This window comes from Cryobacterium sp. Hb1, assembly GCF_004403585.1.
In the GTDB taxonomy this organism is placed as follows: domain Bacteria; phylum Actinomycetota; class Actinomycetes; order Actinomycetales; family Microbacteriaceae; genus Cryobacterium; species Cryobacterium lyxosi.
Genome location: NZ_SOHI01000024.1, coordinates 46,786 through 73,460 on the forward strand (window position 1 = coordinate 46,786; position 26,675 = coordinate 73,460).

Here is a 26,675-nt window from a genome sequence, read left to right on the forward strand (position 1 = left end):
AGGAACTTTCACTCACCGCGCCAACCGGGCACATTACGGGCCCGGTTGACGATTCAGATCTAGTCGATCAGGTCGTGACGCACCACGATGGCTTCACGGTCGGGGCCGACGCCGATCGCCGAAATGCGCGATCCGCTCATGCTCTCGAGCGCGAGCACATAGTTCTGCGCGGCCTGCGGCAGCTTGTCAAACGTGCGCACGCCGGTGATGTCCTCGGTCCAGCCGGGGAAGTTCTCGTAAATCGGAACGGCGTGGTGAAAGTCGCTCTGCGAGACCGGCACTTCGTCGACGCGCACACCATCAACCGAGTAGGCCACGCAGACTGGGATCTCGGCCAGACCGGTGAGCACATCGAGCTTGGTCAGCACGAAGTCGGTGACGCCATTGATGCGCGCGGTGTAGCGGGCGATCGGAGCGTCGTACCAGCCACAACGGCGCGGGCGCCCGGTGGTGGTGCCGAACTCGAACCCGTTGGCGCGCAGGTAATCGCCCGACTCGTCGAACAGTTCGGTGGGGAACGGACCGCTGCCCACGCGGGTCGTGTAGGCCTTGACGACGGCGATGACCCGGTCGATGCGGTTCGGAGCGATACCCGAACCGGTGACCGCACCGCCCGAGGTAGCGTTCGACGACGTGACGAAAGGGTACGTGCCATGGTCGACGTCGAGCATGGTGGCCTGGCCACCTTCGAACAATACGGTCTTGCCGGCATTCAGGGCCTGGTGCAGGAGCAGGGCGGTGTCGATGACCATGGGGCGCAGGCGTTCAGCGTAGCTGAGCAGTTCGGTGACGATCTCCTCGACCTCGATGGCGCGACGGTTGTAGACCTTGACCAGCATGTGATTCTTCTGGTCGAGGGCACCGTCCACTTTTTGGCGCAGAATGTTCTCGTCGAACAGGTCTTGTACGCGGATGCCGACACGGTTGATCTTGTCAGCGTAGGCGGGGCCGATACCGCGCCCGGTGGTACCGATCTGGCGCTTGCCGAGAAAACGCTCGGTGACCTTGTCGAGGGTGCGGTGGTATGCGGTGATGACATGCGCGTTGAGGCTGACCTTGAGCCGCGAGACATCGACGCCGCGCTCCGACAATGCATCGAGCTCTTCAAACAACACCTCAACGTCGACGACGACGCCGTTGGCGATGACCGGGGTGACTCCGGGGCTCAGGATGCCCGACGGCAGTAGGTGCAGCGCGTACTTCTCGTCGCCGACGACGACGGTGTGGCCGGCGTTGTTGCCGCCGTTGAACTTGACGACATAGTCGACCCGGCTGCCGAGCAGGTCGGTGGCCTTACCCTTGCCCTCGTCGCCCCATTGGGCTCCGATGAGTACGATCGCGGGCATCTAGTCTTCTCCTCGAATAACGAAAGCTTCGGTGGGCGGCGCCGGGTCGAAGCCCGGGCTGCCGGTGTACAGGGTAGCGATGATGGAAATAGCGCTCGCATCGGCATCCGTCAGAAAAGCCGTCAGGCGGGAGACCTCGTCGGACTCACCGATTTCTTCGGCGCCCCGGCGCAACGCGAACAGGGCGCGCAGCACGCCGCGGTTAGGTTCATGGCGCCACGGAATAGGACCGTGGCCGCGCCAGCCGGCCTTGCGCAGGGCATCGAGTCCGCGGTGGTAGCCGACCCGGGCGTAGGCGTACGACTCCAGGAGTCGACCCTCAGCGTGGGTGGCATCGGCGAGTTCAGCCCAGGCCAGCGGAGAGGTCGGGTGCACCTGCGCTACCGCAGCGATCTCGCTCCTCGCGGTTCGGCGCAGGGCCTCGAGCACCTCCGGTTCTGCGGGAAGAAGGGTCTCGGGCTCAGAAATCAAATTGTCGCCAGTCACACTGAATCCTACCAAGGCCCAGGTGCCCTCACCCCGGCGACGGGCCCGGTGGGCCGAAAACGCTAGGCCGGGCTTTGCTGCCGGGCTGCGACGCGCCAGCCGCCGTTCACGAACAGGTAGGTCGTCGACATGTTCAACTCGGCGACCACCTCGCCCCGGCGGGCGATCGCCTTGTAGACGACGACACCGGCGTGCTCGCCGAGGCGGATGATGGCGGGTTCGTGAATGCCGTAGCTCTCCCACGGAGCCGCCTGGTCGAAGTATGCGGTGACCTGGTCGCGAGTGATGACGGCGCCGGGCACGATCATCAGGGCGTCGTCGGTCATTTCGCGCTGATAGTACGCGCCGCCCTGCCCACCCAGGATGGCCTGCCAGCCGGCGTTTTCTTCGTGAAGGAGCCGGGCGGGAAGATCATCAGTGATCGCAGTCATACCGTCACGCTAGCCCCAAACCGTCACCGAATGCAGAAAAGGTCAGAACCGGTTCTGAACCACCCAGGAATGCATGGTGACGGCCGCGGCGGCCGAAGCGTTGATCGACCGGGTCGACCCGAACTGGCTTATTTCGACGATGGAATCAGCGGCGGCGATAGCCTCCTCCGACAGTCCGGGACCTTCCTGGCCGAACAACAGAACGCAGCGTTCGGGAAAGGTGAAGGTCTCGATGATGACACTGCCGGGCACGTTGTCGATAGCGATCACCGGCAGCGATTCAGTGGCACACCATCCGACGAAGGCAGCGACATCACTGTGGTGCAAAACGTGTTGGTAGCGGTCGGTGACCATGGCGCCGCGTTTATTCCACCGTTTACGCCCGATGATGTGCACGGTGTCGGCGCCGAACGCGTTGGCGCTGCGCACGATGGAGCCGATGTTCATGTCGTGCTGCCAGTTTTCAATGGCTACGTGAAACGGATGCCGGTGCTCGTCCAGGTCAGCCACGATCGCCGCCATGTTCCAGTAACGGTAACGATCGATCACGTTGCGGGTATCACCGTGCTCGAGCAGGTCGGCGTCGTAGCGCTCCTCGCTCGGCCACTCCCCCGGCCACGGGCCGACGCCGTAAGTGGATCGCTCGGGCGTGGAGTTGTCGGCGGCGAAGGTTGGGGCGGCTGGCTCGGTCACTACATAACCGTAACCCGCCCACAGCCCTCACATTTGGGCTTTCGGTTCGCCGAAAGTCTAGCTATGGTTTCGGCATGACTAAAACGGATGCTGCCGCTACCGATCGCCTGCTCTCCCGAGCTCCCACCACGGTCGCCTCCAGCCGGCTGCTCTGGCTTCTGGGCCCGGCTCTCGTTGCCGGGGTCGCCTACCTCGACCCGGGAAACGTCGCGAGCAATATGACCGCCGGTGCCCGCTACGGCTATCTGCTGGTCTGGGTGGTCGTGGCCGGCAACGTCATGGCCTGGCTCATCCAATATCTGTCCGCCAAACTCGGCATTGTCACCGGGGCGAGCCTGCCCGAGATTCTCGGGGTGCGCATGAAGCGGCCCACGGCGCGGCGCCTGTACTGGATCCAGGCCGAACTGGTCGCCATGGCCACCGACCTCGCCGAGATCATCGGCGGTGCCGTTGCGCTCAACCTCCTGTTCAACCTGCCGCTGATCTGGGGCGGCGTGATCACCGGTACGGTCTCGATGATCGTGCTCATGGTGCACACCCGTCGCGGCCCCCGCATTTTTGAACGCGTCATCATCGCACTCATGCTCATTATCACCGTGGGTTTCACCGCTGGTGTATTCTTCTCGCCGCCCGAGGCCGGCGGGGTGCTCTCCGGACTGGTACCGCGGTTCGAGGGCTCCAACTCGGTGCTGCTCGCCGCATCGATTTTGGGCGCCACGATCATGCCGCACGCCATCTACGCGCATTCGTCGCTCGCCCGCGACCGGTTTCCAGAGTGGCAAGGCGTCGTCGCTACTCGCCGCCTGCTCTGGGCCACGAAGTGGGACGTCACGATTGCCATGGCGATCGCCGGAACGGTGAACCTGGCGATCTTGCTGTTGGCGGCATCCGCTTTGCAGGGTGTGGACGGAACCGACACCCTGCAGGGGGCCTACGCCGCCCTCAAGGACACGCTCGGGCCGGCGATTGCGACAACGTTCGCTATCGGGCTGCTCGCCTCGGGTCTAGCCTCGACCTCGGTCGGTGCCTACGCCGGAGCCGAGATCATGCACGGCCTGCTGCACGTGCGCATCCCTCTACTGTTGCGCCGATTGGTCACGCTGATTCCGGCGCTGTTCATTCTCGGTGTGGGGTTCGACCCGACCCAGGCGCTCGTGCTCAGCCAGGTGGTTTTGTCCTTTGGTATTCCGTTCGCCCTGATTCCGCTGGTCTGGCTCACCGCGCAGCATGGCCTCCTCGGCACCTTCACCAACCGCTGGTTCACGACCGCCGCCGGGGTCGTCTGTGCCCTCGCCCTCGTCAGTCTGAACGTCGTGCTGCTCGTACTCGTTTTCACCGGGGCTTGACCGGTAGCCTGAAATAGACATGACGCAAACGACCGGCGCGGCCGAGGACTACCTCAAGACCATCTATGCCCACACCGAGTGGCAGCCCGACCTGATCACTCCCTCGGCGCTCGCCCTACGGCTGGGGTTGGCACCGTCATCCGTCACGGAAATGGTGAAGAAGCTCGCCGCAAGCGGGCTCATCACCCACGTTCCCTACGGTCCGTTGGCGCTGACGGATGCCGGCCGGTTGCGCGCGACCGCCGTCGTGCGGCGGCATCGCCTGATCGAGACCTGGCTGGTCGGCGAGATGGGCTACGACTGGGACCAGGTGCACGACGAGGCCGAGATTCTCGAGCACTCCATCTCAGACCGGTTGCTCGAGGCCATCAATGCGCGGCTCGGGTTTCCGGCGCACGATCCGCACGGCGATCCGATTCCGTTCGCCGATGGCACCGTACTTCGACCGCCGGCCGTGCTGCTGGCGGGGGTCACGGTCGGGTATACGGGCACCGTACTGCGCATCAGCGACCGCGACCCGGCCGTGCTGCGCGAACTCGCCGCCGACCTGATCGGACCCGGCACCGAGTTCACCCTGGCGGCGGCGCTGACCATCGTTCTAGCGGATGGCCAGAACCGGCTACTGACGACGGCTGCGGCAGCGTCGATCTGGGTGACCGCCTGATTGAGTGCGGCATCCGCTTATTTGTGTGCTGCCGGTTACCGTGGCGAAACTTGGCGAGGCTAGGCTGAACACGACGAAAAGGAGCGCCTGATGGCACGACGCGACGAAATCGAATGCTGGCTCACCGACATGGACGGTGTGCTCGTGCACGAGAACCAGGCCCTCCCGGGGGCGGCCGAGCTGCTGCAACAGTGGAACGACGCGGGCACGCCGTTTCTGGTGCTTACCAATAACTCTATTTTCACGCCCCGCGATCTGAGCGCCCGGCTGCGCGCAAGCGGGCTGAACGTGCCCGAGGACCGTATCTGGACCTCCGCTCTCGCAACGGCAGACTTTCTGAAGTCTCAGGTCTCCAGCGGCACGGCGTTCGTGATCGGGGAGGTCGGCATCACGACAGCGCTGCACGAGGCCGGGTTCATCATGACCGAGACCGACCCCGACTATGTGGTGGTCGGCGAGACCCGCAACTATTCGTTCGAGGCGATCACCAAGGCGATTCGGCTGATCCTCGGCGGAGCGCGGTTCATCTCGACCAATCCGGATGCGACCGGACCGAGCAAGGACGGCCCGATGCCGGCGACCGGCGCTATTTCGGCGCTGATCACCAAGGCCACCGGCATGGAGCCCTATGTCGTCGGCAAGCCCAACCCGATGATGTTCCGCTCGGCGATGAACAAGATCGGTGCGCACTCGGAGAACACAGGCATGATCGGTGACCGCATGGACACCGACATCGTTGCTGGCATCGAGGCCGGGCTGCACACGATTCTCGTGATGACCGGCATCAGCGACGAGGCCGAGATCAACCGGTACCCGTTTCGTCCCGACGAGATCGTGGCCGGCGTGCACGAGCTGCTCTCGACTGACCCGATCGAAAGTGACGAGATCTAGCTGACTCCTTCCAGCCGGTTGTCGAGCGATCCGTCTCTGCGCCAAGCCCGCGCCGGCTTCAGACGGTCGGACCGGCGCCCATGATGCTCGCCGTGAGCGGCTCGGCTGCTGTTCGGCTCGCGAAGCAGTAGTAGTAGCGCGGCTCGTCGGTCCACTGTTCTTCGCTGATCGGATAGCTCCCCTGCATCTGCAGATTCGGGTAGGCGCCGGCCGCGTTCAAGTCGAGGATGCCGGGCGCCGTGCAGAGCAGGTTGATCTGGGCGGCCAGCGCGGCCTCCCCCGGAAAGGCTGTGGTCGCGTCGCCGCCAAAATTGCCGCGATATACCAGCTGGGCCGTGTGTGCGGCTGCACAATCGAAGACCGTGAAGTCCTCCGCCCACGGGGACTCGTACGGTTCGAGGCACTCGCCACCGAACAGGGTGTTCCACTCGTTTACCCCGGCAGGCTGCGCCGCCGTGATCTCCGGGGTCGGCGTTGGTGTGGGTGTTGGTGTGGGAGTTGCCGTCGGCGTCGCGGATTGGGTCGGTGCCGGCGCCGCCACCGGGCTCGCGACCAGCCGCTGGCCGAGATAGAACAATCCCGCGAGCACGATGAGTGCGAGTAATCCGACGACGGTCCAGACCAAAGCGGCCTGCGTGCTTCCGGGAGCACGGCTCCGGGACCGGTGGCGGCTCGGCGGCTCGGCGCCGATTACCTCCGCGCTGGTTACCTCGGTGCTGGTTACGTCCGTGCTGGTTACGTCCGTGCTGGCATCGTCCGTGCTGGCTACCTCGGCAGTGGTTGCCTCGGTGCCGTCTGTTGAGGCGAGCACTCCTGCTACCGGCACAAGCTCCGTCGGCCGGTCGGCTTCGGCTGCTGCTGCCTCTGCCTCTGCCTCTGCCTCTGCCTCTGCCTCTGCCTCTGCCTCTGCCTCTGCCTTTGCCTTTGCCTTTGCGAAACGGTCACTCGACGCCGGGGCGGGCGCGACCTCGGCACCGGGCGTCGCGGCAAGTCCTGGCTCAACAACGTCGGACGGGACGACTTTGTGCCCGACGCCAGCGACCGACACGACAGAATCTGATGACTCCGAGCGCGCAGAGGGCAGAGCCTCAGGGACTGCGGCGTCGGCCGGTTGCGGCAGTGGTGTCGTCCACCACGGAGCTGGTCCAGCCAGAGCCGGTCCAGCCAAAGCCGGTCCAGCCAAAGCCGGTCCAGCCAGCGCTGCCGGAATGGATGGTTCCGGGAGCTCGATGACCTCCGGTTGCGCCGGCACCGGCTTGGCCCGACGGGAGCGGCGGCCGAACCGGGTCACCAGCGGGTCGGCATCCACTGCGTCATTAACCGACATCTCGTCAGCTGAATCTTCGTCAGCTGAGTCATCGTCAGCTGAGTCATCGGAGCTTTGCTCCAATTGCGACGCGAGCCAGTCAATTCCGCGCTCGTCGTCGTCTGCTGCCACTAGCTGAGCCCCAGATCCTCAAGGGAGATCGCGGCGAAGTAAGGGTAGCCGGCAGCCTCGATCACTTCGCGGGCACCGGTGTTGCGGTCAACCACGACGGCGACGCCAGCAATCTCGGCACCGACCTTGAGAAGGGCTGCGATGGCGGCGAGGGGAGAGCCACCGGTTGTCGAGGTGTCTTCGAGCACGATCACACGCTTGCCGGCGAGCTCGGGGCCCTCAACCTGGCGGCCGCGACCGTGGTCCTTGGGCTCCTTGCGCACGACGAACGCGTCATAGGTCGCGCCGCGGGCAGCACCCTGGTGCATCACCGCAGCGGCGATCGGGTCGGCGCCCATGGTCATGCCTCCAACGGCAACCACATCCGGAACATCCTTGATGAGGTCGAGCATGACCTGCCCAATCAACGGGGCAACCCGGTGGTCGAGGCTCACCCGGCGCAGGTCCACGTAGTACGTGGCCTTCTTACCGCTGGTGAGAACGAAATCTCCGTGAAAAACGGCCTCGGCCGAGATGAAGTCGATGAGTTTCTGCCGTGTATCAGTCACAAATCTCAGTTTAGGGCATGCCCCGCAGGCCGAGCGTGGTCGCCAACAGTCGCGACGGGAGAGGGTTTTTTCACGTGGTGTCCGAGTTTTCGGGCACAACCGGGCCAGCCTCCGACTACCGCTGCTGAAACACTCGTCGCGAGATTACGATGCTCCCGAGCGACAGTGCCGCGATCGCCACGAGGTAGTACCCCGGAACGAGCAGTGAACCGGTGGTGCTGATCAGGAACGTGAGAATGAACGGTGCGAACCCACCGAACACGGTCACGCCGATGTTGTAACCGAGAGACAACCCCGTGGTGCGGATCTGCACGGGGAACATTGCCGACATGATCGCCGGCAGCGGCGCGAAGTACGCCGTGGCCAGCACGCCGAGCACCAGCTCGATGCCGATCATGGTTAGAAGGTTGGGCGATAGGTTCAGCAGTATGAACAGCGGAACGCCGAGCATGAGGGTTCCGGCGGCGGCCCAGGTCATCACTCTGGCCGGCCCTACCCGGTCGGCAAGCTTACCGATGAATGGCGAGCCGACGCTCATGATCACGCCGAACACCAGCGTGGAGACGAATGCCGCCGCGGTGGGCATGCCCAGATTCACGATGGCGTAGGTGGGCATGAACAGTGCGGTGTACACACCCACCGACCCGAGCGCTACGACACCCACCATCGTCCAGAGGCGTCCGGCGTTCGCGATGAAGGTCTCCTTCAGCGGTGACGTCGACGGCGTCATGGTCAGAAATTCCGGGGTGTCCTGCATCTTTGAGCGGATGTACCAACCCACCGGCCCGATCAGGAGCGCGAAGATGAACGGCACCCGCCAGCCCCAGCTTTCGAGGCTCTGCTGGCTCAGGTAGTTGTTCAGAACGAAACCGAACAGCCCGGCCAGCAGTATCGCGGCGCCCTGCGTGGCCACCTGCCAGCTTCCATAGAACGCCTTGCGGTGCGGTGCGTACTCGATGAGGAACGCGGTGGCGGTGCCGAATTCCCCGCCGGCGGCGAAGCCGGTCAGCAACCGGGCCACGAGAATGATCGCGGCCGCGGTCACCCCGATCATTGCGGCCGTGGGTGCCAGCACGATCAAGAGCGTGCCGACGAACATCACTGAGATGGACACGAGCATGCCCGCCTTGCGCCCGGCGCGGTCGGCGTAGCGTCCAATCAGGATTCCGCCGAGCGGCCGCATGATGAAGGAAACGCCGAACGACGCGAAGGCGAGCAGCAGCGACGCCGTCTCGTCGGCCGTCGGAAAGAACAGCTTCGCGATGGTCACGGCGAAGGTGCCGTAGACGATCACGTCGAACCATTCCAGCCCGTTGCCAATGGATGCGGCCACGACCGCCTTGCGGGCCTGTCGCCGCTTCTCGGCGAGGGCAGGGCCATCCGTTTGGGACGTGCCGGTAACGGCGGGGACTGCTGACGCGTTGCTCATGGGTTTCTTTCTGTGCGAGGAGGGGTGCGATCAGGTCAATGCTGGTGCGCGAGATGCCCAGCGAGTGCGCGCATGAAATCTTCACAGGCACTGACTTGCGCCAGGTCGATGTACTCGTTCGCGGTGTGACCCTGGCGGATACTGCCCGGACCACAGACCACGGTGTCAATGCCGGCCAGCTGAAACAGGCCACCCTCGGTGCCGTAGCCGACAGTCCCTTCAGAGCTTGTTCCGGTGAGCTCGTGCACCAGCTGCAGCGCGGCGCCGGTTCCGGCCGCGCTCAGGGCGGGAACGGCGCCGATCGGGGCGAACGACACGTCGGCGGTTGCATGTTCGGCCCGCATCGCGGGGCGTAGTTCCCCGAGTACGAAGTCTTCGATGCGGGAGAAGATCGCGGAGGAGGACACTCCCGGGATCGCGCGAAATTCGAATTCGAAATCGCATCGCTCGGCGACCGTGTTCACGGCCGCCCCGCCCGAAATCGTGCCCACGTTAATGGTTGTGTACGGTACCTCGAAGCTTGTATCGAAGGGCCCGTTCACTCGGTGCTCGTCGGCGATCGAGCGTATGAACGCTATGGCCCGGGCCGCGTACTCGATAGCGTTGACGCCATTGGGTGTGTTGGAGGAGTGCGAGGCGAGCCCGGTGAAACTCACCCGATACAGGTGGCTGCTCTTATGCGCCGAGACCGCCCGCATGCTGGTCGGCTCCCCCACTATGCAGATCTCCGGTCGGATGCCCCGCGCGGCCAGGTCGGCCAGCAGGGTGATGGCCCCGTGACATCCCACCTCTTCGTCATAGGTCCACGCGAGGTGCAGCGGTGTGGCAAGCGGCCGTGACACAAGCTCGGGCAACAACGCCAGGATGACACCGCTGAACGCCTTCATGTCGGCGGCGCCCCGGCCATACAGCCGGTTGTCGCGCACCTCGGCGGTGAACGGGTCGCTGCTCCACGCCTGCCCGTCCACGGGAACCACATCGGTGTGGCCAGCGAGCATCACGCCGCCCGTCGTGGACCCATCGTGAGCCGGGATCGTGACCACGAGGTTGGCCTTCGTACCATCGGAGTTCGGCACGAGCACCGGCTCCAGCCCATGCACCCGCAACTCCGCGTCGATCACGTCGATCAATTCCCGGTTGGAGTTGCGGCTGGTGGTGTCGAAAGCGATCAGGCGGGTGATCCACGCGAGGGTGGTGGGCGCGAGAACAGCGGATTCAGTGATGAGAAAACCTTTCGAGAGAGGAGTGCTGATTAGCCGATGCCGAGCTGCACGAAGCAGAGCCACACGAGCACGGGCACGACGGCGATCATGACGATAGCCCAGACCAGCAGCGCGCGGAAGAACAGCCGCTCGTCCTTGGGCGGGGCGCTGGCCATGAGCAGTGCCCCACTCGTGGACATGGGGCTGACATCCACCACGGACGCGCTGATAGCGATTGCCGTGATGACGCCGATGGGGCTGAGCAGCGGGTCGACGGCGATGGGCGTGACGAGTGGACTGATCACGCTCAGGGTGCCGGTGGTCGACGCGAACGCCGAGACAATCGCTACGACGTAGCTCGTCACGAGGGCCGCGAGCGAGCTGTTACCGAGCCCGGCGATACCGTTCTGCAGTTCCTCGAGCGCACCGATGGCTTCGAGCATGCCGACATAGGTGACGATGCCGGTGACCAGCAGAATGGCCGACCACGGCATGCTCTCCACGGCCGCCTTCTGCACGCTCGAATTCACCACGATGAGCGCGAGGGCGATCACGAACGACGCCACCCCCACATCGATGCCGAGCACGGTAGTGAGTACGAGCAGCGCCCCGAGGCCGATGAGCGTGAACACGCGAATCGGCGTTGCGGCAACCTTCACCGGTGCTGTCTTCGGGGGTGCCACCTTCACCGGTCGGGTGAGAACGGATGTCCCCGCCTGTTTCGCGGGGGTGGGGCCGCTGACGCCGGCGCCCGTCACGATCTCGCGGGTACCTTCGCCCGACAGCGCGGCCGCGCGGCGAAGACGCCCGCCCATGATCTTCTGCGCTGCCGCATAAGCGACGAGGGCGAGAAGCGCATTGAACACGAAGCAATATATGAAGAGCTTGAGTGAGTCGGCGCTGGCACCGGCATCGTCCAGCATCACGTTCGCGAGCACCCCGAACGGGTTGACCGGCGAGAACGCGCCGGCATTTGCGCCCTGCACCACCACGAGGCCCATGGCCAGGGTGCTGATTCCAAAGCGGCTACCGAGGGCAAGCGCGACCGGGGCCACGATAGCGATCGCGGCCGGGGTGAAGGCGCCCGCCGTGGCGAGCACGGCCGTGAGCAGGAACATGAGCACCGGCACCAGTAGCTTGCGGTGGCCCGCGAGGCGTTCGGCCCAGTAGGCGAGTAGGTCGATCGTGCCGTTGATACGCACGATGGCAAAGAGCAGCGTCGCTCCCACGAGAACGAAGAACAAGCCAGACGGGAACTCGCTAATCACCTCTGTGATGGGCAGGCCAGCCACGAGCGTGCCAACGCCGAAGGCCGCCACGAGCGCGATGAGTCCGGCGTTGATCTTGGTGAACGAGCCGATGGCGAAGGCCGCGATCAACACGAGGAAGGCGAGGAGTGGGATGGACATGACCCTGCCCTACGCGTCGGTGCGAATGCGCGGAACCAGAGATGCCAGGGTGCCGGCCAGCAGCCCACCGGCGTTCGGGATCGCCGGGGTATGGCCGAGCAGCTGGAGGATTTCCCAGGTGGTCGCGGTCGCCGCAGTGATCACGGGCAGACCCAGCTCGTCTTCGACGGCCTGCACGGCGGGTAGCGAGGGCATCTGTACACAGGCTGAGAGCACGATGACGTCGGCTCCCTCATGCTTCAAGTTGCGCGCGAACTCGGGCAGATTGAGCGGATCGAGACAACCCACGGCCAGGTTGTCGTCTACGCCCAGGCTCACAGTGTCGAGCACCTCGATACCCGCCCCCTCGATGTAGTCGCTCACCATTTGGGTGAGCGGTTCCATATACGGGGCGACCATCACCACGCGGCGGGCGCCGAGTTGCTGCAGGGTGCGCACGAGAGCGCCGGCACTACTCGTCACCTCGGCCGGGTGACCGTTGTCCAGGGCCGCCTGGCGGATGACGTTCTCGGCGGGCTCGTGCGCGCCGGGGCCCTGCGCCATGACGGCCACGAGGCAGGCATACGCGATCACGTCCACGTCGGCGTCGGAGACGGCCGTGGCGCAGTCGGCAGCCTTCGCGGCCATAGCGAGCAATTCCTCCGTCGTCACGTTTTTCAGCGCGGCGCGGGCGGAGTGAAAGGTGTAGTTGTGTCCGGTTGCCGCGGTCTGACGGCGAAAGAGCTCCGGCAGTTCGGTCTCCATGGTCGTGTTGGAACTCGGGACGATCAGGCCGATTCGCGAGGAGCCGAGCCGGCTCGCAGTCACCATGGGGTCCGGTGTGAGGTTGGACGGTGTCATTGCTGTCTCCACGTCGTTGTGTGCTGGGCTGAGCTGAGCGAGCTGAACTTACAACCCATCAGATAGGTTGCATTCCCATCATGTGGGTTACGTTGGATTCTGTCAAGACGCTGCAACTCGTCGGAGCCGGCACGGCTCTATTCTGGAGTTGATGCCCACAGCAGCGAAGTAGGAGCAACGATCGTGTCAACGGAGCAGGTCAATCGCCGGTCACCCACGCTGGTGCTGCACAAAATCACCGAGATTCTCAACTGTTTCCGGGTGGATGCGCCCGAACTCACCCTGCAGCAGGTGATCAGGAAAACCGGCCTGCCATCGAGCACCTGCCAGCGCCTCGTCCAGGACATGGTGCATGAGGGTCTACTTGATCGCGATCAGGATCGGTACCGCATTGGAATCGCAGTGGTGCGCTGGGCTGCGCCCGGCACGCTCGGGCTCGACGCAGTGCAGCTCGTGAAGCCGGTGCTGCAGGACCTGCGCGACGAGACCGGCGAGACGGCTTGCTTCTACGTTCGCGACGGCGCCTTCCGCACGATCGTGGCCGTAGCCGAGACGCGGCACGTGGTGATCCGGCCGTTCATGGTCGGCATGGTCATGCCGCTGCACGCCGGCGCTCCCGGAAAGATTTTTCTCGCCTTCGATCCGGACGCCCGCGCCGCCATCGAGAAGTCTGACCTCGAGGCATTCACGGGTTCCACGCCAACCGATTTAGCAACCCTCGATGCCCAGGCCGCGAGCGCCCGCGCGCAGGGCTACTACGCCGCCTTCGGCGAGCGCAACCCCGGCGTGGGCTCGATCAGCGCACCCGTCTTCACACACATGGGCGAACTAGCCGGTGCTATCGGCCTGGGCTTTCCCACCCAGCGGGTCACGCCCGACGACGTCGACCGACTCGGCCCTCTGGTGGCCCGGGCGTCGGTCGAGGCGAGCCGCCGCTTGGGCTACGACTCGGCCGTGCGCGGGTAACGCCCCCGCCCCGTGACGGACTGTAGCCGAGAGGCCAGGTCTTGATGCCGGAGGCTTCTGCTAGAAGATGCGAACGAGGTTGCGACGCTCGACTTGGCGGTAGCCATCGCGATACACCTCGACGACGAGGGCAATGATTGAAACAACGGCAACGAGCACGATGGCGATGAGGATGAACACGAGGTGCCTTTCACAAGAAGTGGACTAGCCCGGCACGGAGGCGACGCTGCTCGTGTGAGACTCTCTTATTCGACCACCCCTGACCGTGCAGCACAATCGCTTTTTTCTGCATCAATTATTTAGATTAGCTACATGGACGTGCAGCGACTCGAACTGCTCCGTGAACTCGCCGACCGCGGCAGCATCACGGCCGTCGCCGTCGCCCTGCACCGCACACCCTCGGCCGTCTCCCAGCAACTCAAGGTGCTCGAGCGCGAGGCCGGCCTGCCGCTGACCCAGCGGCACGGGCGTGGCCTCGTACTCACCGATGCTGGCCGCGCCCTGGCTCGCAGTGCGACGGATGTCGCGGTGTCGCTCGCGAAGGCAACCGCGCTCTGGGACGAATTTCGCAATAATGCCACCGGCGAGGTGAGCCTCGTCACCTTTCCAACGGCCGGTCAGATGCTGTTGCCCGGTGTCATTAAAGACCTGGGCCCCGGGCTTGTACTCAACTGCGCCGACGAAGACCCCGAACTGAGCGACTTTCCCGCCCTCACCGCCGAGTATGACATTGTGCTGGCCCACTCGATGAGCGGGCAGCTGTCCTGGGCCGGCCGGGGCCTCACGGTCGTTCCGCTGATGACTGAGCCGCTGGATGTGGGACTGCCGGTGGGGCATCCGCTTGCTGATCGCGCCTGGGTGCGCCCGAGCGACCTCATCGGGGAGACCTGGATCGGGGTGAGCGACGGTTACCCGTTCGAGCGTATTCTGCACGCGATCGAGCAGAAAGCTGGCGCTCACTTGTCAATGGCGCAGCGCTTTGCCGACCTCGCCTTGATCGAGTCGTTTGTGATTGCCGGGCTCGGCATCGCCCTCGTGCCGCGCTACACCTCCAGCGGGGGCCAGCCCGGTCGACTCGTGTTGAAGCCCTTGCGGGGCGTCGAATCCCAGCGCCAGATCGTGGCGCTCATGCGCCCCGACCGAGCGGAGCGCTTAGCGGTGCGCACCGTACTTGACGCCCTTCGAGCCCAAGCGTTGCAGGTGCAACAGTCTCACACGGTGAAATAGGTCGGCTACCTCGGCGTTACTGGTTCTGAGGGAAGCCCAGGTTGATACCACCGTGGCTTGGGTCGAGCCAACGGCTCGTCACGGCCTTCTCGCGCGTGAAGAAGTTGACCCCGGCAGGGCCGTAAGCCTTGGCGTCACCGAACAGCGAGTTCTTCCAGCCTCCGAAGGAGTGGTACGCGACCGGCACGGGAATGGGAACGTTGATGCCGATCATGCCCACCTGCACCTCGTTCTGAAACCGGCGAGCGGCGCCGCCGTCGTTGGTGAAGATCGCGGTGCCGTTTCCGTACTGGCTGGCGTTGATGAGGTCGAGGCCCTCCTGGTATGTCGCCACGCGCACGATCGACAGCACGGGTCCGAAGATCTCGTCGAGGTAGACGGCCGAGTCGACGCTGACCTTGTCGAACAGGGTCGGGCCGAGCCAGAAACCGTTGGGGTCACCGTCAACTGTGACATCCCGACCGTCGATGACGATGTCAGCTCCGTCTTTCTGGGCGATGTCGATGTACCCGGCAACTTTGTCGCGGTGCACCTTCGTGATCAGCGGACCCATGTCGCAGCCGCGGGTGCCGTCTCCGACCGTGAGGCCCTTGACCCGTTCGGCGATCTTCGCGATGAGGTCGTCGGCGACTGGCTCGACGGCCACGATCACGCTGATGGCCATGCAGCGCTCACCGGCGGATCCGAAACCGGCGTTGACGGCGGCATCCGCTGTGAGGTCGAGGTCGGCGTCTGGCAGCACGAGCATGTGGTTCTTCGCGCCGCCGAGGGACTGCACACGTTTGCCGTGCTTGGCCGCCGTCTCGTAGATGTAGCGGGCGATGGGCGTCGAGCCGACGAAGGAGATCGCCTGCACGTCGGGGTGCACGAGCAGAGCGTCGACCGCTTCTTTGTCACCGTGCACGACGTTGAGCACTCCCGCGGGCAACCCGGCTTCGGTGAACAGTGCGGCGAGCCAGTTCGACGCGGATGGGTCTTTCTCGCTCGGCTTGAGCACGACGGTGTTACCGGCCGCGATGGCGATCGGAAAATACCAGAGCGGCACCATCGCCGGAAAGTTGAACGGGCTGATGATGCCCACGACGCCGAGCGGCTGGCGCAACGTGTAGACGTCGACGCCGGTCGAGACGTTCTCGGAATACTCGCCCTTGGACAGGTGCGGCATGCCGAGCGCGAATTCGACGACCTCGAGCCCGCGAATGATCTCACCGAGCGCGTCGGAGGTCACCTTGCCGTGTTCGGCGGTGAGGATGTCGGCCAGGTCACCCTTGCGCGCATTGAGCAGCTCGCGAAAGTTGTACATGATGCTCTGTCGACGGGCCTGGCTCGTATCGCGCCAGGCCGGGTAGGCCGCCTGGGCGACCTCGACGGCGGTATCGAGGTCGCGAGTGCTCGCGAGCAACACGTTCTTGGCGACTGTGCCGGTGGCCGGGTTGAACACCGGCGCGGTGCGCGAAGAGGTACCGACGGCTGCTGCGCCGTTGATGTAGTGCGAAATGGTGGGGACGTCGGTCATGGTTGAGCCTTTCCGTGGATCGGTTAGGAAAGCAGGGCGAGGCTGAGAACCTCGTCATAGATGGCGAGCGCTTCAGCCACCTCGGCATCGGTGACGACGCAGGGCGGCACAACGTGGATGCGGTTCTCCACGAGGAACGACAGCAGGCCGCGGCCGAGCAGTTCGCCCTTCACCCGGGTCATGACGGCGGCACTCACCGGCTCTCGGGTCGCCGGGTCAGCCACAAGTTCGAGCGCCCAGAAGACGCCGACACCGCGCACTTCGCCGATAATCGGGTGTCTCGCCTGCAGCGCCTTCAGGCCCGGCTCGAGAACGTCGCGACCGATGCGGGCGGCATTTTCGACGATGCCCTCGGCCTCCATCGCGTCGAGGGCGCCGACGATCGACGCCATGGCGAGCGGATGCCCACTGTAGGTGAGTCCGCCGGGAAAGACCGTCTCGTCGAAGGTGGCCGCGATGGCATCGGAGATGATCACCCCACCGGTGGGTACGTAACCGGAGTTGACACCCTTCGCGAAGGTGATCAGGTCGGGCACGACGTCGTACGCTTGAAACGCGAACCAGTGGCCGGTACGGCCAAAGCCGCACATGACCTCGTCGAGGATGAGCATGATGCCGTACTTGTCGCAGAGCGCGCGCACACCGGGCAGGTAACCGGCCGGCGGCATCATGATGCCGGCGGTGCCGGGAATGGACTCGAGCAGAATGGCGGCGATCGAGGCGACGCCCTCGCTCTGGATGACGCGTTCGAGGTGGTGCAGGGCACGCGCGCATTCCTCGGCCTCGCTGGCCGCCCAGAATTCGCTGCGATACAGGAACGGGCCGAAGAAGTGCACGTGGCCGCGCGAATACTCGTTGCGCATGCGGCGCCAGTCGCCGGTGGCGACGATGGCCGCTCCGGTGTTGCCGTGGTACGACCTGTAGAGCGAGAGTACCTTGTCGCGGCCGGTGTAGAGGCGGGCCATGCGTATGGCGTTCTCATTGGCATCCGCTCCGCCGCTGGTGAAGAAGACCTTGTTGAACCCGGCCGGGGCACGGTCGGTGATGCGCCTGGCCGCTTCACCGCGGGTGAGGTTGGCGGTGGACGGCGCGATGGTCGTCAGCAGGGCGGCCTGCTCGGTGATGGCTTTCACGACAGCCGGATGCTGGTGGCCGATATTCACGTTCACCAGCTGACTGGAGAAATCGAGATACGTACGTCCGTCGTGATCCCAGACGCGGCAGCCGAGCCCACCGGCGATGACGAGCGGCTTCAGCGCCGCCTGCGCCGACCAGGAGTGGAAAACGTGCGCGCGGTCGAGTTCGCTGGTGTGCGCATTCAGGCTTTTGGTGCTGGTGTCAGTCACGTATATCGCTGGCTTTCTGTATTGGTGGTGGAGATGAAGAATGCTATTTTCTGGCCGTAATGGTGTCGGTCAGGCCCGGAATCACGGTTTCGCCGTAGACGCGCATCGTTTCTTCTTTATTGTCGTGCTGCAGGTACCCGGCAAACTGGTCGACACCGAGTTCTTTGAGCGCCTCGAGCTTCTCGATGTGGTTTTTTGCGGTGCCGAGCAGGCAGAACCGGTCGACGATCTCGTCCGGCACGAAAGCGGCGTGCTCATTGCCGGCCTTGCCATGCTCGTTGTAGTCGTAGCCCTCACGGTCCTTGATGTAGTCAGTGAGCGCCTTCGGCACGGTCGAATCGGCGCCGTACTTGGCCACGATGTCGGCCACATGGTTGCCGACCATGCCGCCGAACCAGCGGCACTGGTTGCGCATGTGCTCCCAGTCCTCTCCGATGTAGGCGGGGGCGGCGACGCAGAACTTGATCGACAGGGGGTCCCGGCCGGCATTGGAGGCGGCGGTGCGCACGCTCGCTATCATCCACTCGGCGACATCGAGGTCGGCCATCTGTAGGATGAAGCCGTCGCCGACCTCTCCGGCGAGCTTGAGCGCGAGCGGACCGTAAGCGGCGACCCACACGTCGAGGCTGGAGCCACGGCTCCACGGAAACTGCACCGTGGCGCCGTTGTATTCGACCGGGCGGGAGTTGGCGAGCTCCCGAATGACGTGGATCGACTCGCGCAGGGTCTTCAGTGTGGTCGGGGTGCCATTGGTGGTGCGCACGGCCGAGTCTCCGCGGCCGATGCCGCAGATGGTGCGGTTTCCGTACATCTCGTTGAGGGTTGCATAGGTCGACGCCGTAACCGTCCAGTCGCGCGTGGCCGGGTTGGTGACCATGGGACCGACGATGATCCTGCTGGTCTCGGCCAGGATACGGCTGTAGATCACATAGGGTTCCTGCCAGAGCAGGTGCGAGTCGAAGGTCCAGACGTGGCTGAAGCCGTGTGCCTCGGCCAGTTTGGCCAGTTGCACGGTGCGCGCCGACGGCGGGTTGGTCTGTAACACTGCTCCAAAATCCATGTCATCGCCTCAGATCAGACTGTCACTAGATCAAATACTGGCTCAGGCCGCGCTTGATGAAACGACCGTCGCTCTTGGTGCCGAGGTAGGCGGAATCGTTGATGATGACCTTGCCTCGGGAGATCACGGTGTCGACGTGGCCGTCGATCTCGTAGCCCTCCCAGGCCGAATAGTCCATGTTCATGTGGTGTGTCTTTTCCACACCGATGGACGTGTGCCCGTTCGGGTCGTAGATCACCACGTCGCCGTCGGCGCCGGGCGCGATGACTCCCTTCCGGCCGTACATGCCGAACATGCGCGCCGGGGTGGTTGAGCACACCTCGACCCAGCGTTCGAGCGAGATCTTGCCATCGACGACGCCTTGGTACAGGAGGTCCATGCGGTGTTCGACCGAGCCGATGCCATTGGGAATCTTGGAGAAGTCGGTCAGTCCCAGGTCTTTCTGACCCTTCATGCAAAACGGGCAGTGGTCGGTGGAGACCATCTGGATATCGTTGGTGCGCAGGCTCTGCCACATGTGGTGCTGGTGCCCCTCGGCCTTGGCGCGCAGCGGTGTGGAGCAGACCCACTTGGCCCCCTCGAAACGGCCCCACTCGTCGCTCTCGGCACCCAGGTTGTCCTCGAGCGAGAGGTAGAGGTACTGCGGGCAGGTCTCGCCGAACACGTTCTGACCGTTGTCCCTGGCCGACGCGATTTGGACCACGGCCTGCTTGGCTGAGACGTGCACTATATAAAGGGGTGCTCCGGTGAGGTCGGCGAGCATGATCGCCCGGTGCGTGGCTTCTTCCTCGGCCTGCCAGGGTCGAGTGAGCCCGTGGTAAAGCGGACCCGTCTGGCCGGCAGCGACCGCCTGCTGCACGAGCAGGTCGATGACGCTGCCGTTCTCGGCGTGCATCATGATCATGCTGCCGTTCTGGGCGGCCCGCTGCATGGCCTTGACGATCTGGCCATCGTCGCTGAGGAACACGCCCTTGTAGGCCATGAACAGTTTGAAGCTCGAGACGCCCTCGTTCACGAGTTCGTCCATAGCGGTGAGGGAGCTGTCCTGCACGTCGGAGAGAATCTGGTGAAAACCATAGTCGATGGCACACTCGCCGGAGGCCTTCTCCTGCCAGGCGGCGTAGCGCTCGAGCACACTCTCGCCGGCATACTGCACGACGAAATCGACGATGCTCGTGGTGCCACCCCAGGCGGCGGCGCGTGTGCCGGTTTCAAAGGTGTCGCTGGCCTGGGTGCCGCCGAACGGCATCTCCATGTGGGTGTGGGCGTCGATGCCCCCGGGAATGACGTACTTGCCGCCGGCGTCGATGACGAGGTCGACATTGCCCGCCACATCGAAGCCGAGCAGGTTCGCGCCGGGCGCGAGCACCGCGGCGATTTTCTCACCGTCGATCAGCACATCGGCGAGCCCTCGGCCCGTGGCGTTGACCACGGTGCCGTTCTTGATCAAAGTCTTCATGGCATCCGCTCTAATCAGTAGCAGCTAGGGCGCGACGAGGGGCTCGTAGGAGTCGGGGCGGCGATCGCGGTAGAACTGCCAGGAGTTGCGCACCTCACGGATCACGCCGAGATCGAGGTCGCGCACGACGATCTCCTCGGTGTCAGTGGACGCGATCGCGCCCACGTAGTTGCCCGTGGGGTCGACGAAGTAGGAGCTGCCGTAGAACGTCACGGCCTCAGCGCCGAACTCGGCCTGTTCGTTGCCGATGCGGTTGTTGGCGCCGATGAAGTACTGGTTGGCCACGGCGGCGGCCGGCTGCTCGAGCTCCCACAGGCGGTTGGACAGGCCGGGCTTGGTGGCCGAAGGGTTGAATACGATCTCGGCGCCGTTCAAGCCGAGTGCGCGCCAGCCCTCGGGAAAGTGGCGGTCGTAGCAGATGTAAACGCCGATCTTGCCGTACTTCGTGTCGAAGACCGGGTAGTCGGTGTTGCCGGGGCGAAAGTAGAACTTTTCCCAGAACTGCGGCAGGTGGGGGATGTGGTGCTTGCGGTATTTGCCGAGGTAGGTTCCGTCGGCGTCGATGACCGCTGCGGTGTTGTAGAGCACGCCGGGCTGTTCTTCTTCGTATATCGGCACGACGATGACCATCGTGAATTCGGCGGCGAGCTTTTGAAAGCGCTCGACGATAGGGCCCGGCACGGCCTGAGCGTAGTCGTAGTATTTGGCGTCCTGCACGATGCCGAAATAGGGGCCATGAAAGAGTTCCTGAAAGCAGATGACCTGTACGCCCTGAGCAGCCGCGGTACGCACGAAACCCTCGTGCTTTTGGATCATGGATTCTTCGTCGCCGGTCCACGTGGCCTGGGTGATCGCTGTTCGAACGATGTTTCCACTGTCAACACTCATGCTGTGCCTTCCACTTGCTTTCGTTAGTCAAGGAGCAAGACGAACCGCGCTGTTCGTGTTGTTATTCATTGACGTAAACATTTCAAATGTGTTTTTCTGTGTAGTGCACGCATTAGTTATCCTGTCGGCCAGCGCACCCGGAGGCAAGGGCAATGCAGAACTTTATCGACGAGATCGAGCAGCGCTCCCCCGCAGGGATTGCCGCGGCCATCGGCCGGCTGATTGCCTCCGGTCGGCTCGCACCGGGCGACCGCTTGCCCACCGTTCGAGTGCTGGCCGGCGAGCTCGGCGTGAGCCCCGCCACGGTCAGCCACGCCTGGAGGGCGCTTTCCGCGGTCGGCCTGGTCACGTCACGCGGGCGCGGCGGCACCTTCGTACAGGACACCGCGCCCAAGTGGCTGCCGGCCCGCAGCCAGTCCATGATTGGCGCGGTTGGCGCGGTTCGCCTCGATCTCTCGCGCGGCACGCCCGACCCGCAGTTGTTGCCGAAGCTGGGGCCGGCGCTCTCCCGGGTTTCCCAGCGGGCGGTGACGCCGAGCTATCAGGATCTGCCGATTATTCCCGAGCTGCTCGATGTGCTGCGGGTTTCGTGGCCCTACCCGGTCGAGACCATCACCATCGTCGACGGCGCCCTCGACGCCATCTCGCGCAGCCTCGACGCGGTGACCCACTTCGGTGACCGGGTCATCGTGGAAAACCCGTCGTTTCCGCCGTTCTTCGACCTGCTCGACCAGCTCGGGCTCGAGCGGCTGCCGGTCGCCGTAGACGAGCACGGTATCGTTCCGGCCGGCTTCGCTGCAGCACTGCAGCTCGGCCCGGTCGTCGTGCTGTTGCAGCCGCGCGCGCAAAACCCCACCGGAGCGTCGATGACGGCGCATCGGGCTGAAGAACTGGCCCGGCTGCTGCGCATGACTGCGGCGAGCGCTGACACCATCGTGATCGAAGACGACCATTCCGCCGAGATCAGCATCGCACCCGACGTGAGTCTTGGAGTCTGGCTGCCGGAGCGCACGCTGCACGTGCGCAGCTTTTCCAAATCGCACGGGCCCGACCTGCGCATTGCTGCCCTCGGCGGACCGGCCGCGCTCATCGACCCGATCGTGTCACGGCGCATGCTCGGCCCCGGCTGGACCAGCCGCATGCTGCAGACTATTTTGCACGACCTGCTCACCAACGGCGAGAGCATGGCGCAGGTCAGCGAGGCCCGCCGCATCTACTTCGCCCGCCAGCGTGCCCTCGCCAACGCCCTGGCCGAGTTCGGGCTCGACGTGGTGCAGGCCGACGGTATCAACACCTGGCTGCCGGTGCCAAGCGAACGTGACGCCATGGTGTGTCTCGCCGCCTCGGGCATTCGCGTGGCCGGTGGCTCGCCGTTCCTGGCAAACACCGGTGGCCCCGAGTTCATTCGAGTGACCGCCGGCGCCCTGCCCGACGACATACGACCTGTAGCCGAGGCCCTCTTCGCCGCGGCGCATCCGCGTGATGGCGCTGTGCACCCGGTCGCTGCACGCTGGTCGTAGCCCTGCCGGGGGCCTAGGAGCCCTGCCGGGGGCCTAGGGTTGAGGCAGACCACCGGTTTGCTTTGACCGGTTCTGCTGGCCTGGATTTGGGCTGAGGTCCACCACTGCTGTGTCACCAACAGCGTGCCAGTTTGCGCCTTATTTGCCTGGAGCATGGGGCCGCACAGAGTCGAAAGAAACCCCATGCCACGAATTGTCGCGCGCCTCGCCGCGCTGACCGCCGTATCACTGTTGCTCAGCGGATGCGCTGCCACGGTCGCCCCCGCCGCCACCAGCACTGACGCGCCGGCGGCCAGCGCGAACTACCCGATCACCGTCGACAATTGCGGCACGAGCGTCACCGTCACGACCGCCCCCGAACGCATCGTGTCGATCAAATCGTCGGCGACCGAACTACTACTGGCCCTCGGCGTCGGTGACCGCATCGTGGGTTCAGCCTTTCTCGACGGCCCGCTGCCAGAGTCGCTCGAAACGATAGGCGCCGACCTCAACGTGATCAGCGACTTCCTGCCGGGTCAGGAGGCCGTGCTCGCGCTCAACCCCGACTTCATCTACGGGGGCTGGGAATCCAACTTCACTGCGGACGGTGCGGGAGAACGTGACGCCCTCACGGCGCTCGGCGTAAGCACCTATGTCTCCCCCGCGGCCTGCAAGGGCGAGCGAATGCCGAACCCACTCACCTTCGACACCGTGTTCACTGAAATTGAGGAGGCCGGCGCAATCTTTGGGGCAGCGCCCGTCGCTGCCGACCTGGTCAGCACCCTGCAGGATGAATTGGCCGCGCTCGAACCGACTTCCACGGACACCACCGCCCTCTGGTACTCCAGCGGCACCACCACGCCCTACGTCGGCGCCGGCATCGGCTCGCCGGAAATGATCATGCAGGCCGCCGGCCTGAGCAATATCTTCGCTGACGTGAGCGACACCTGGACCTCGGTGGGCTGGGAATCGGTCATAGAGGCCAACCCGAGCGTCATTGTGCTGGTCGACGCCACGTGGAACACGGCCGCCTCGAAGATCACCCACCTCGAATCGGACCCGGCCACCCAAGTGCTCGATGCCGTGAAGAACCAGCGCTTTATCATCCTGCCGTTTGCCTCGACCGAGGCCGGTATCCGCAATGTAGAAGCGGCGTCCTCCGTGATCACCCAGCTAGCCGACCTGAACGAGTGATCTTGTCCAGTCGGGAACTGCGGTGACCCGGAGCAGATACCTCGGGTGGCTCCTCGCGGCCACCATCACTTTGATTCTGGGGTGCGGGGTGGCGGTGACCATTGGGCCGGCCGCCGTGTCCCCTGCGCAGGTCATGGGCAGCATCGGCGCCCACCTCGGCTTCGCGACGGAACCGGTTCCGATCCTCATCGACTCCATCGTCTGGCAGCTGCGACTGCCGCGCGTGCTCACGGCTGCGCTGGTCGGCGCCGGCCTTGCGCTGAGCGGCGCCGTGATGCAGAGCGTGACGCGCAACCCTCTCGCCGACCCGTACCTGCTCGGGCTTTCGAGCGGGGCATCCGTCGGCGCGGTCTGCGTTGTGATTCTCGGAATCGGCTTTTTTCTGCCGGCGGCGGCTTTTGCCGGCGCTCTACTCGCCCTCGTAGTGACGCTGAGCATCGCCAAGGTCGGCGGCACTATCACCCCGGTGCGAGCCGTATTGGCGGGGCTCGCCATCGCGCAGCTCGCCGGCGCCCTGACGTCATTCATCATCTTTTGGGCCGCCAAGGGCGACTCCTACCGCGAGATCCTCAACTGGTTGCTCGGCTCGGTGGCTGGCGCCACCTGGCAGAGCGTTGCGATCGCCGCGACGGCCGTGGCCGTCGTGGGCATGGGCATCCTGCTGTCGGCGACCCGGCTGGACGCCTTCGCCTTCGGTGATACCTCGGCGGCAAGCCTCGGAATCAACGTGAACCGCACCCGCTGGGCGCTGCTCGGATCGGTCGCGCTGCTGACCGGCGCGATGGTGGCCGTCAGCGGGTCGATCGGATTCGTCGGGCTTATTCTGCCCCACCTCGTGCGCGGCGTCAGCGGCCCGGGGCACCGCCGGCTCCTGCCGCTGGTAGCGGTCTGCGGCGCGCTATTTCTGGTTATCGCCGATACGCTCGCGCGCACGGTGTTCGATCCGCGCGAGCTGCCGGTGGGCATCATCACCGCATTCATTGGCGTGCCGGTCTTTATTCTGCTGATCAAGAGAAAGAAGTCGCACCTGTGGGCGTAGACCTCGACCAGCTGTCGTTCGCCATCGACGACACCAGAATTCTGCGGGATATCTCGGCGTCACTGCCCACCGGCAGCGTCACCGGTCTGCTCGGGCCGAACGGTGCCGGCAAATCCACCCTGCTGCGGCTCATCGCCGGCATCGACAAAGCGGATACCGGCGTTGTTTCCCTCGACGGCACCTTGGTCGGGTCGTTGTCCCGGCGCGAAGCGGCCCGCCGTATCGCGCTGCTCGAACAGAATGCGGCGCCGAGCGTGGAACTGACCGTGCTCGACGTCGTGCTGCTGGGCCGCATCCCGCACCGCACCAAGCTGATGGGGTCGTTCGGCGGTGACGACGACCGCGCCGTCGCCTTCAGCGCACTCGAGGCCGTCGGCGCAGCAACGTTGGCCGGCCGGTATTGGCAGACCCTGAGTGGCGGGCAGCAGCAGCGCGTGCAGATTGCCCGGGCCATGGCGCAGCAGCCGAGTCTGCTGCTGCTCGACGAACCGACCAACCACCTCGACGTCAGCGCCCAACTCGCTCTGCTGGGGCAGGTGCGTGAGCTCAAAGTGACAGCGATCATGGCCCTGCACGACCTCAACCTCGCGGCGGCGTACTGCGACCAGCTTCTGCTGCTCGATGGCGGCCGGCTCGTAGCCACGGGCACCCCCGACGAGGTGCTCACCCCCGAGATCATCGGCGAGGTCTACGGCGTGGACTGCTTCATTTTGCAACACCCGCGCGGCGGGCACCCGGTCATCGTGTACTCTGCCGCCACGTCGAAGGGCAACTCATGAGGAATGTGACCGTGTTGGCCGGCGGCGTCGGCGGTGCCCGATTCACCCGCGGACTGCTGGCCCACCTCGCCGCGGCCGCCCCCGACGCAGCCGTGACGGTGATCGTGAACACCGGCGACGACATGTGGCTCGACGGGCTGCGCATCTGCCCCGACCTCGATACCGTCATGTACACCCTCGGCGGCGGCATCAACGAGGATCAGGGATGGGGCCGTCCCGAGGAAACCCGACGGACCTCATCGGAGATCGCCGCCTATGGCCGGGGCTGGTCGTGGTTCACGCTCGGCGATCTCGACCTCGCCACGCACATCGTGCGTACCGATCTGCTGCGAAACGGGTCGACTCTCAGCGAAGCGACCGCGTTTCTCTGCCAACGCTGGCAGCCGGGAGTGCAGTTGCTGCCGATGAGCGACCAACCCGTCGAGACTTACGTATGCCTCGCTGAGAATGTGGATGAGCATGCAGCCGGTGACTATATTCATTTTGAGGAATGGTGGGTGCGTTACCGGGCACGGGTGGCCGTAACCGGTTTCGAACAGCGCGGGCTAGCCGACGCGGTCGCAGCCCCCGGCGTGCTTGGAGCCATTCGAACGGCCGACCTCATCGTGCTTCCGCCCTCAAACCCGGTCGTGTCGATCGGCACAATTCTGGCCGTACCCGGCGTTCGCGACGCCCTGCGTTCCACGACCGCCCGGGTGGTCGGGGTATCCCCGATCATCGGCGGCGCGGCCGTGCGCGGTATGGCCGATGCCTGCCTACGCACGATCGGAGTCGAAACGAGCGCCCTCGCCGTCGGACTGCACTACGGCTCCCGCAATCGAGGTGGACTGATCGACGCCTGGCTCATCGATGAAACGGATGCCGCGGCGCTGCCCGCGCTGGCGGCCGCCGGCATCCGTTCTACTGCTGCGCCACTGTGGATGAGGGACCTGAACGCCACGACCGCGATGGCCGCCGCCGTGCTCGCCCTGTGAACTAG

Annotated in this window: 25 protein-coding genes; 10 read left to right on the top strand and 15 right to left on the bottom strand. The window is 64.9% G+C overall.

What is annotated here, in order from left to right:
* Positions 1-59: 59 nt before the first annotated feature.
* The 4 genes from E3T38_RS07680 to E3T38_RS07695 form a co-directional block, all read right to left on the bottom strand.
* Positions 60-1,346, bottom strand: coding sequence for an adenylosuccinate synthase (locus tag E3T38_RS07680; RefSeq protein WP_134547652.1), 1,287 nt, complete (start codon positions 1,344-1,346; stop codon positions 60-62).
* Complete coding sequence (locus E3T38_RS07685) at positions 1,347-1,832, bottom strand: DUF3151 domain-containing protein (RefSeq protein ID WP_104197375.1); 486 nt, start codon at positions 1,830-1,832, stop codon at positions 1,347-1,349.
* Positions 1,833-1,894: 62 nt separating this feature from the next.
* Positions 1,895-2,263: a nuclear transport factor 2 family protein gene (locus E3T38_RS07690; protein WP_104128644.1), complete on the bottom strand. Its 369-nt coding sequence runs from the start codon at positions 2,261-2,263 to the stop codon at positions 1,895-1,897.
* A gap of 42 nt (positions 2,264-2,305) precedes the next feature.
* Positions 2,306-2,956 (bottom strand): RNA methyltransferase, encoded by a 651-nt coding sequence (locus E3T38_RS07695; RefSeq protein ID WP_134547654.1) that lies wholly within the window; start codon positions 2,954-2,956, stop codon positions 2,306-2,308.
* A gap of 74 nt (positions 2,957-3,030) precedes the next feature.
* Here E3T38_RS07695 and E3T38_RS07700 point away from each other — a divergent pair, with 74 nt between their 5' ends.
* The 3 genes from E3T38_RS07700 to E3T38_RS07710 all read left to right on the top strand — a co-directional run bounded on the left by E3T38_RS07700 (position 3,031) and on the right by E3T38_RS07710 (position 5,857).
* Positions 3,031-4,302: an Nramp family divalent metal transporter gene (locus E3T38_RS07700; protein WP_134547656.1), complete on the top strand. Its 1,272-nt coding sequence runs from the start codon at positions 3,031-3,033 to the stop codon at positions 4,300-4,302.
* A 19-nt stretch (positions 4,303-4,321) separates the two neighbouring features.
* Complete coding sequence (locus tag E3T38_RS07705) at positions 4,322-4,966, top strand: metal-dependent transcriptional regulator (RefSeq protein WP_134547658.1); 645 nt, start codon at positions 4,322-4,324, stop codon at positions 4,964-4,966.
* Between the two features lie 90 nt (positions 4,967-5,056).
* Entirely contained in the window at positions 5,057-5,857 is an 801-nt protein-coding gene (locus E3T38_RS07710) for an HAD-IIA family hydrolase (protein ID WP_134547660.1), read from the top strand.
* 58 nt (positions 5,858-5,915) lie between these two features.
* Here E3T38_RS07710 and E3T38_RS16890 read toward each other — a convergent pair whose 3' ends face one another.
* The 6 genes from E3T38_RS16890 to E3T38_RS07745 form a co-directional block, all read right to left on the bottom strand.
* Positions 5,916-7,184, bottom strand: coding sequence for a hypothetical protein (locus tag E3T38_RS16890; RefSeq protein ID WP_166805469.1), 1,269 nt, complete (start codon positions 7,182-7,184; stop codon positions 5,916-5,918).
* Between the two features lie 110 nt (positions 7,185-7,294).
* Positions 7,295-7,843 (bottom strand): orotate phosphoribosyltransferase, encoded by a 549-nt coding sequence (pyrE, locus tag E3T38_RS07725; RefSeq protein ID WP_134547666.1) that lies wholly within the window; start codon positions 7,841-7,843, stop codon positions 7,295-7,297.
* A gap of 115 nt (positions 7,844-7,958) precedes the next feature.
* Positions 7,959-9,272, bottom strand: coding sequence for an MFS transporter (locus E3T38_RS07730; RefSeq protein WP_134547668.1), 1,314 nt, complete (start codon positions 9,270-9,272; stop codon positions 7,959-7,961).
* Between the two features lie 35 nt (positions 9,273-9,307).
* Positions 9,308-10,558, bottom strand: coding sequence for an acetylornithine deacetylase (gene argE / locus E3T38_RS07735; protein WP_241984363.1), 1,251 nt, complete (start codon positions 10,556-10,558; stop codon positions 9,308-9,310).
* A complete protein-coding gene (locus tag E3T38_RS07740) occupies positions 10,525-11,883 on the bottom strand; it encodes an SLC13 family permease (RefSeq protein WP_134547670.1) in 1,359 nt (452 codons plus the stop codon). The genes argE and E3T38_RS07740 overlap by 34 nt, the downstream gene beginning before the upstream one ends.
* Positions 11,884-11,892: 9 nt before the next feature.
* Positions 11,893-12,723: an Asp/Glu racemase gene (locus E3T38_RS07745; RefSeq protein ID WP_304563180.1), complete on the bottom strand. Its 831-nt coding sequence runs from the start codon at positions 12,721-12,723 to the stop codon at positions 11,893-11,895.
* Between the two features lie 183 nt (positions 12,724-12,906).
* Between E3T38_RS07745 and E3T38_RS07750 the strand changes: the two genes are divergently transcribed.
* Positions 12,907-13,689 carry an IclR family transcriptional regulator gene (locus E3T38_RS07750; RefSeq protein WP_134547672.1) on the top strand — a complete coding sequence of 261 codons (783 nt, stop codon included), beginning with the start codon at positions 12,907-12,909 and terminating at the stop codon, positions 13,687-13,689.
* Between the two features lie 312 nt (positions 13,690-14,001).
* Positions 14,002-14,916 carry a LysR family transcriptional regulator gene (locus tag E3T38_RS07755; RefSeq protein ID WP_134547674.1) on the top strand — a complete coding sequence of 305 codons (915 nt, stop codon included), beginning with the start codon at positions 14,002-14,004 and terminating at the stop codon, positions 14,914-14,916.
* Between the two features lie 16 nt (positions 14,917-14,932).
* On the opposite strand, the gene E3T38_RS07760 is transcribed toward E3T38_RS07755, so the two are convergent.
* Genes E3T38_RS07760 through E3T38_RS07780 form a run of 5 tightly spaced genes read right to left on the bottom strand, consistent with a single transcriptional unit; the run spans position 14,933 to position 21,185 of the window.
* Positions 14,933-16,432, bottom strand: a complete 1,500-nt coding sequence (locus tag E3T38_RS07760; protein WP_134547676.1) for a CoA-acylating methylmalonate-semialdehyde dehydrogenase — start codon at positions 16,430-16,432, stop codon at positions 14,933-14,935.
* 23 nt (positions 16,433-16,455) lie between these two features.
* Positions 16,456-17,778 (bottom strand): aspartate aminotransferase family protein, encoded by a 1,323-nt coding sequence (locus E3T38_RS07765; protein ID WP_134547678.1) that lies wholly within the window; start codon positions 17,776-17,778, stop codon positions 16,456-16,458.
* A gap of 43 nt (positions 17,779-17,821) precedes the next feature.
* Positions 17,822-18,838, bottom strand: coding sequence for a TIGR03842 family LLM class F420-dependent oxidoreductase (locus E3T38_RS07770; protein ID WP_104199548.1), 1,017 nt, complete (start codon positions 18,836-18,838; stop codon positions 17,822-17,824).
* 25 nt (positions 18,839-18,863) lie between these two features.
* Positions 18,864-20,297 (bottom strand): dihydropyrimidinase, encoded by a 1,434-nt coding sequence (gene hydA / locus E3T38_RS07775; RefSeq protein WP_134547680.1) that lies wholly within the window; start codon positions 20,295-20,297, stop codon positions 18,864-18,866.
* 24 nt (positions 20,298-20,321) lie between these two features.
* A complete protein-coding gene (locus E3T38_RS07780) occupies positions 20,322-21,185 on the bottom strand; it encodes a nitrilase-related carbon-nitrogen hydrolase (protein WP_134547682.1) in 864 nt (287 codons plus the stop codon).
* A gap of 152 nt (positions 21,186-21,337) precedes the next feature.
* Between E3T38_RS07780 and E3T38_RS07785 the strand changes: the two genes are divergently transcribed.
* The 5 genes from E3T38_RS07785 to cofD all read left to right on the top strand — a co-directional run bounded on the left by E3T38_RS07785 (position 21,338) and on the right by cofD (position 26,670).
* Positions 21,338-22,705, top strand: coding sequence for a PLP-dependent aminotransferase family protein (locus E3T38_RS07785; RefSeq protein ID WP_134547684.1), 1,368 nt, complete (start codon positions 21,338-21,340; stop codon positions 22,703-22,705).
* Between the two features lie 183 nt (positions 22,706-22,888).
* Entirely contained in the window at positions 22,889-23,878 is a 990-nt protein-coding gene (locus tag E3T38_RS07790) for a putative F420-0 ABC transporter substrate-binding protein (protein WP_134547686.1), read from the top strand.
* A 22-nt stretch (positions 23,879-23,900) separates the two neighbouring features.
* Positions 23,901-24,917 (top strand): putative F420-0 ABC transporter permease subunit, encoded by a 1,017-nt coding sequence (locus E3T38_RS07795; protein WP_134547688.1) that lies wholly within the window; start codon positions 23,901-23,903, stop codon positions 24,915-24,917.
* Positions 24,908-25,696, top strand: a complete 789-nt coding sequence (locus E3T38_RS07800) for an ABC transporter ATP-binding protein (RefSeq protein ID WP_134547690.1) — start codon at positions 24,908-24,910, stop codon at positions 25,694-25,696. Before E3T38_RS07795 ends, E3T38_RS07800 begins: the two co-directional genes overlap by 10 nt.
* Positions 25,693-26,670 (top strand): 2-phospho-L-lactate transferase, encoded by a 978-nt coding sequence (gene cofD, locus E3T38_RS07805; protein ID WP_134547692.1) that lies wholly within the window; start codon positions 25,693-25,695, stop codon positions 26,668-26,670. Before E3T38_RS07800 ends, cofD begins: the two co-directional genes overlap by 4 nt.
* Positions 26,671-26,675 lie beyond the last annotated feature (5 nt).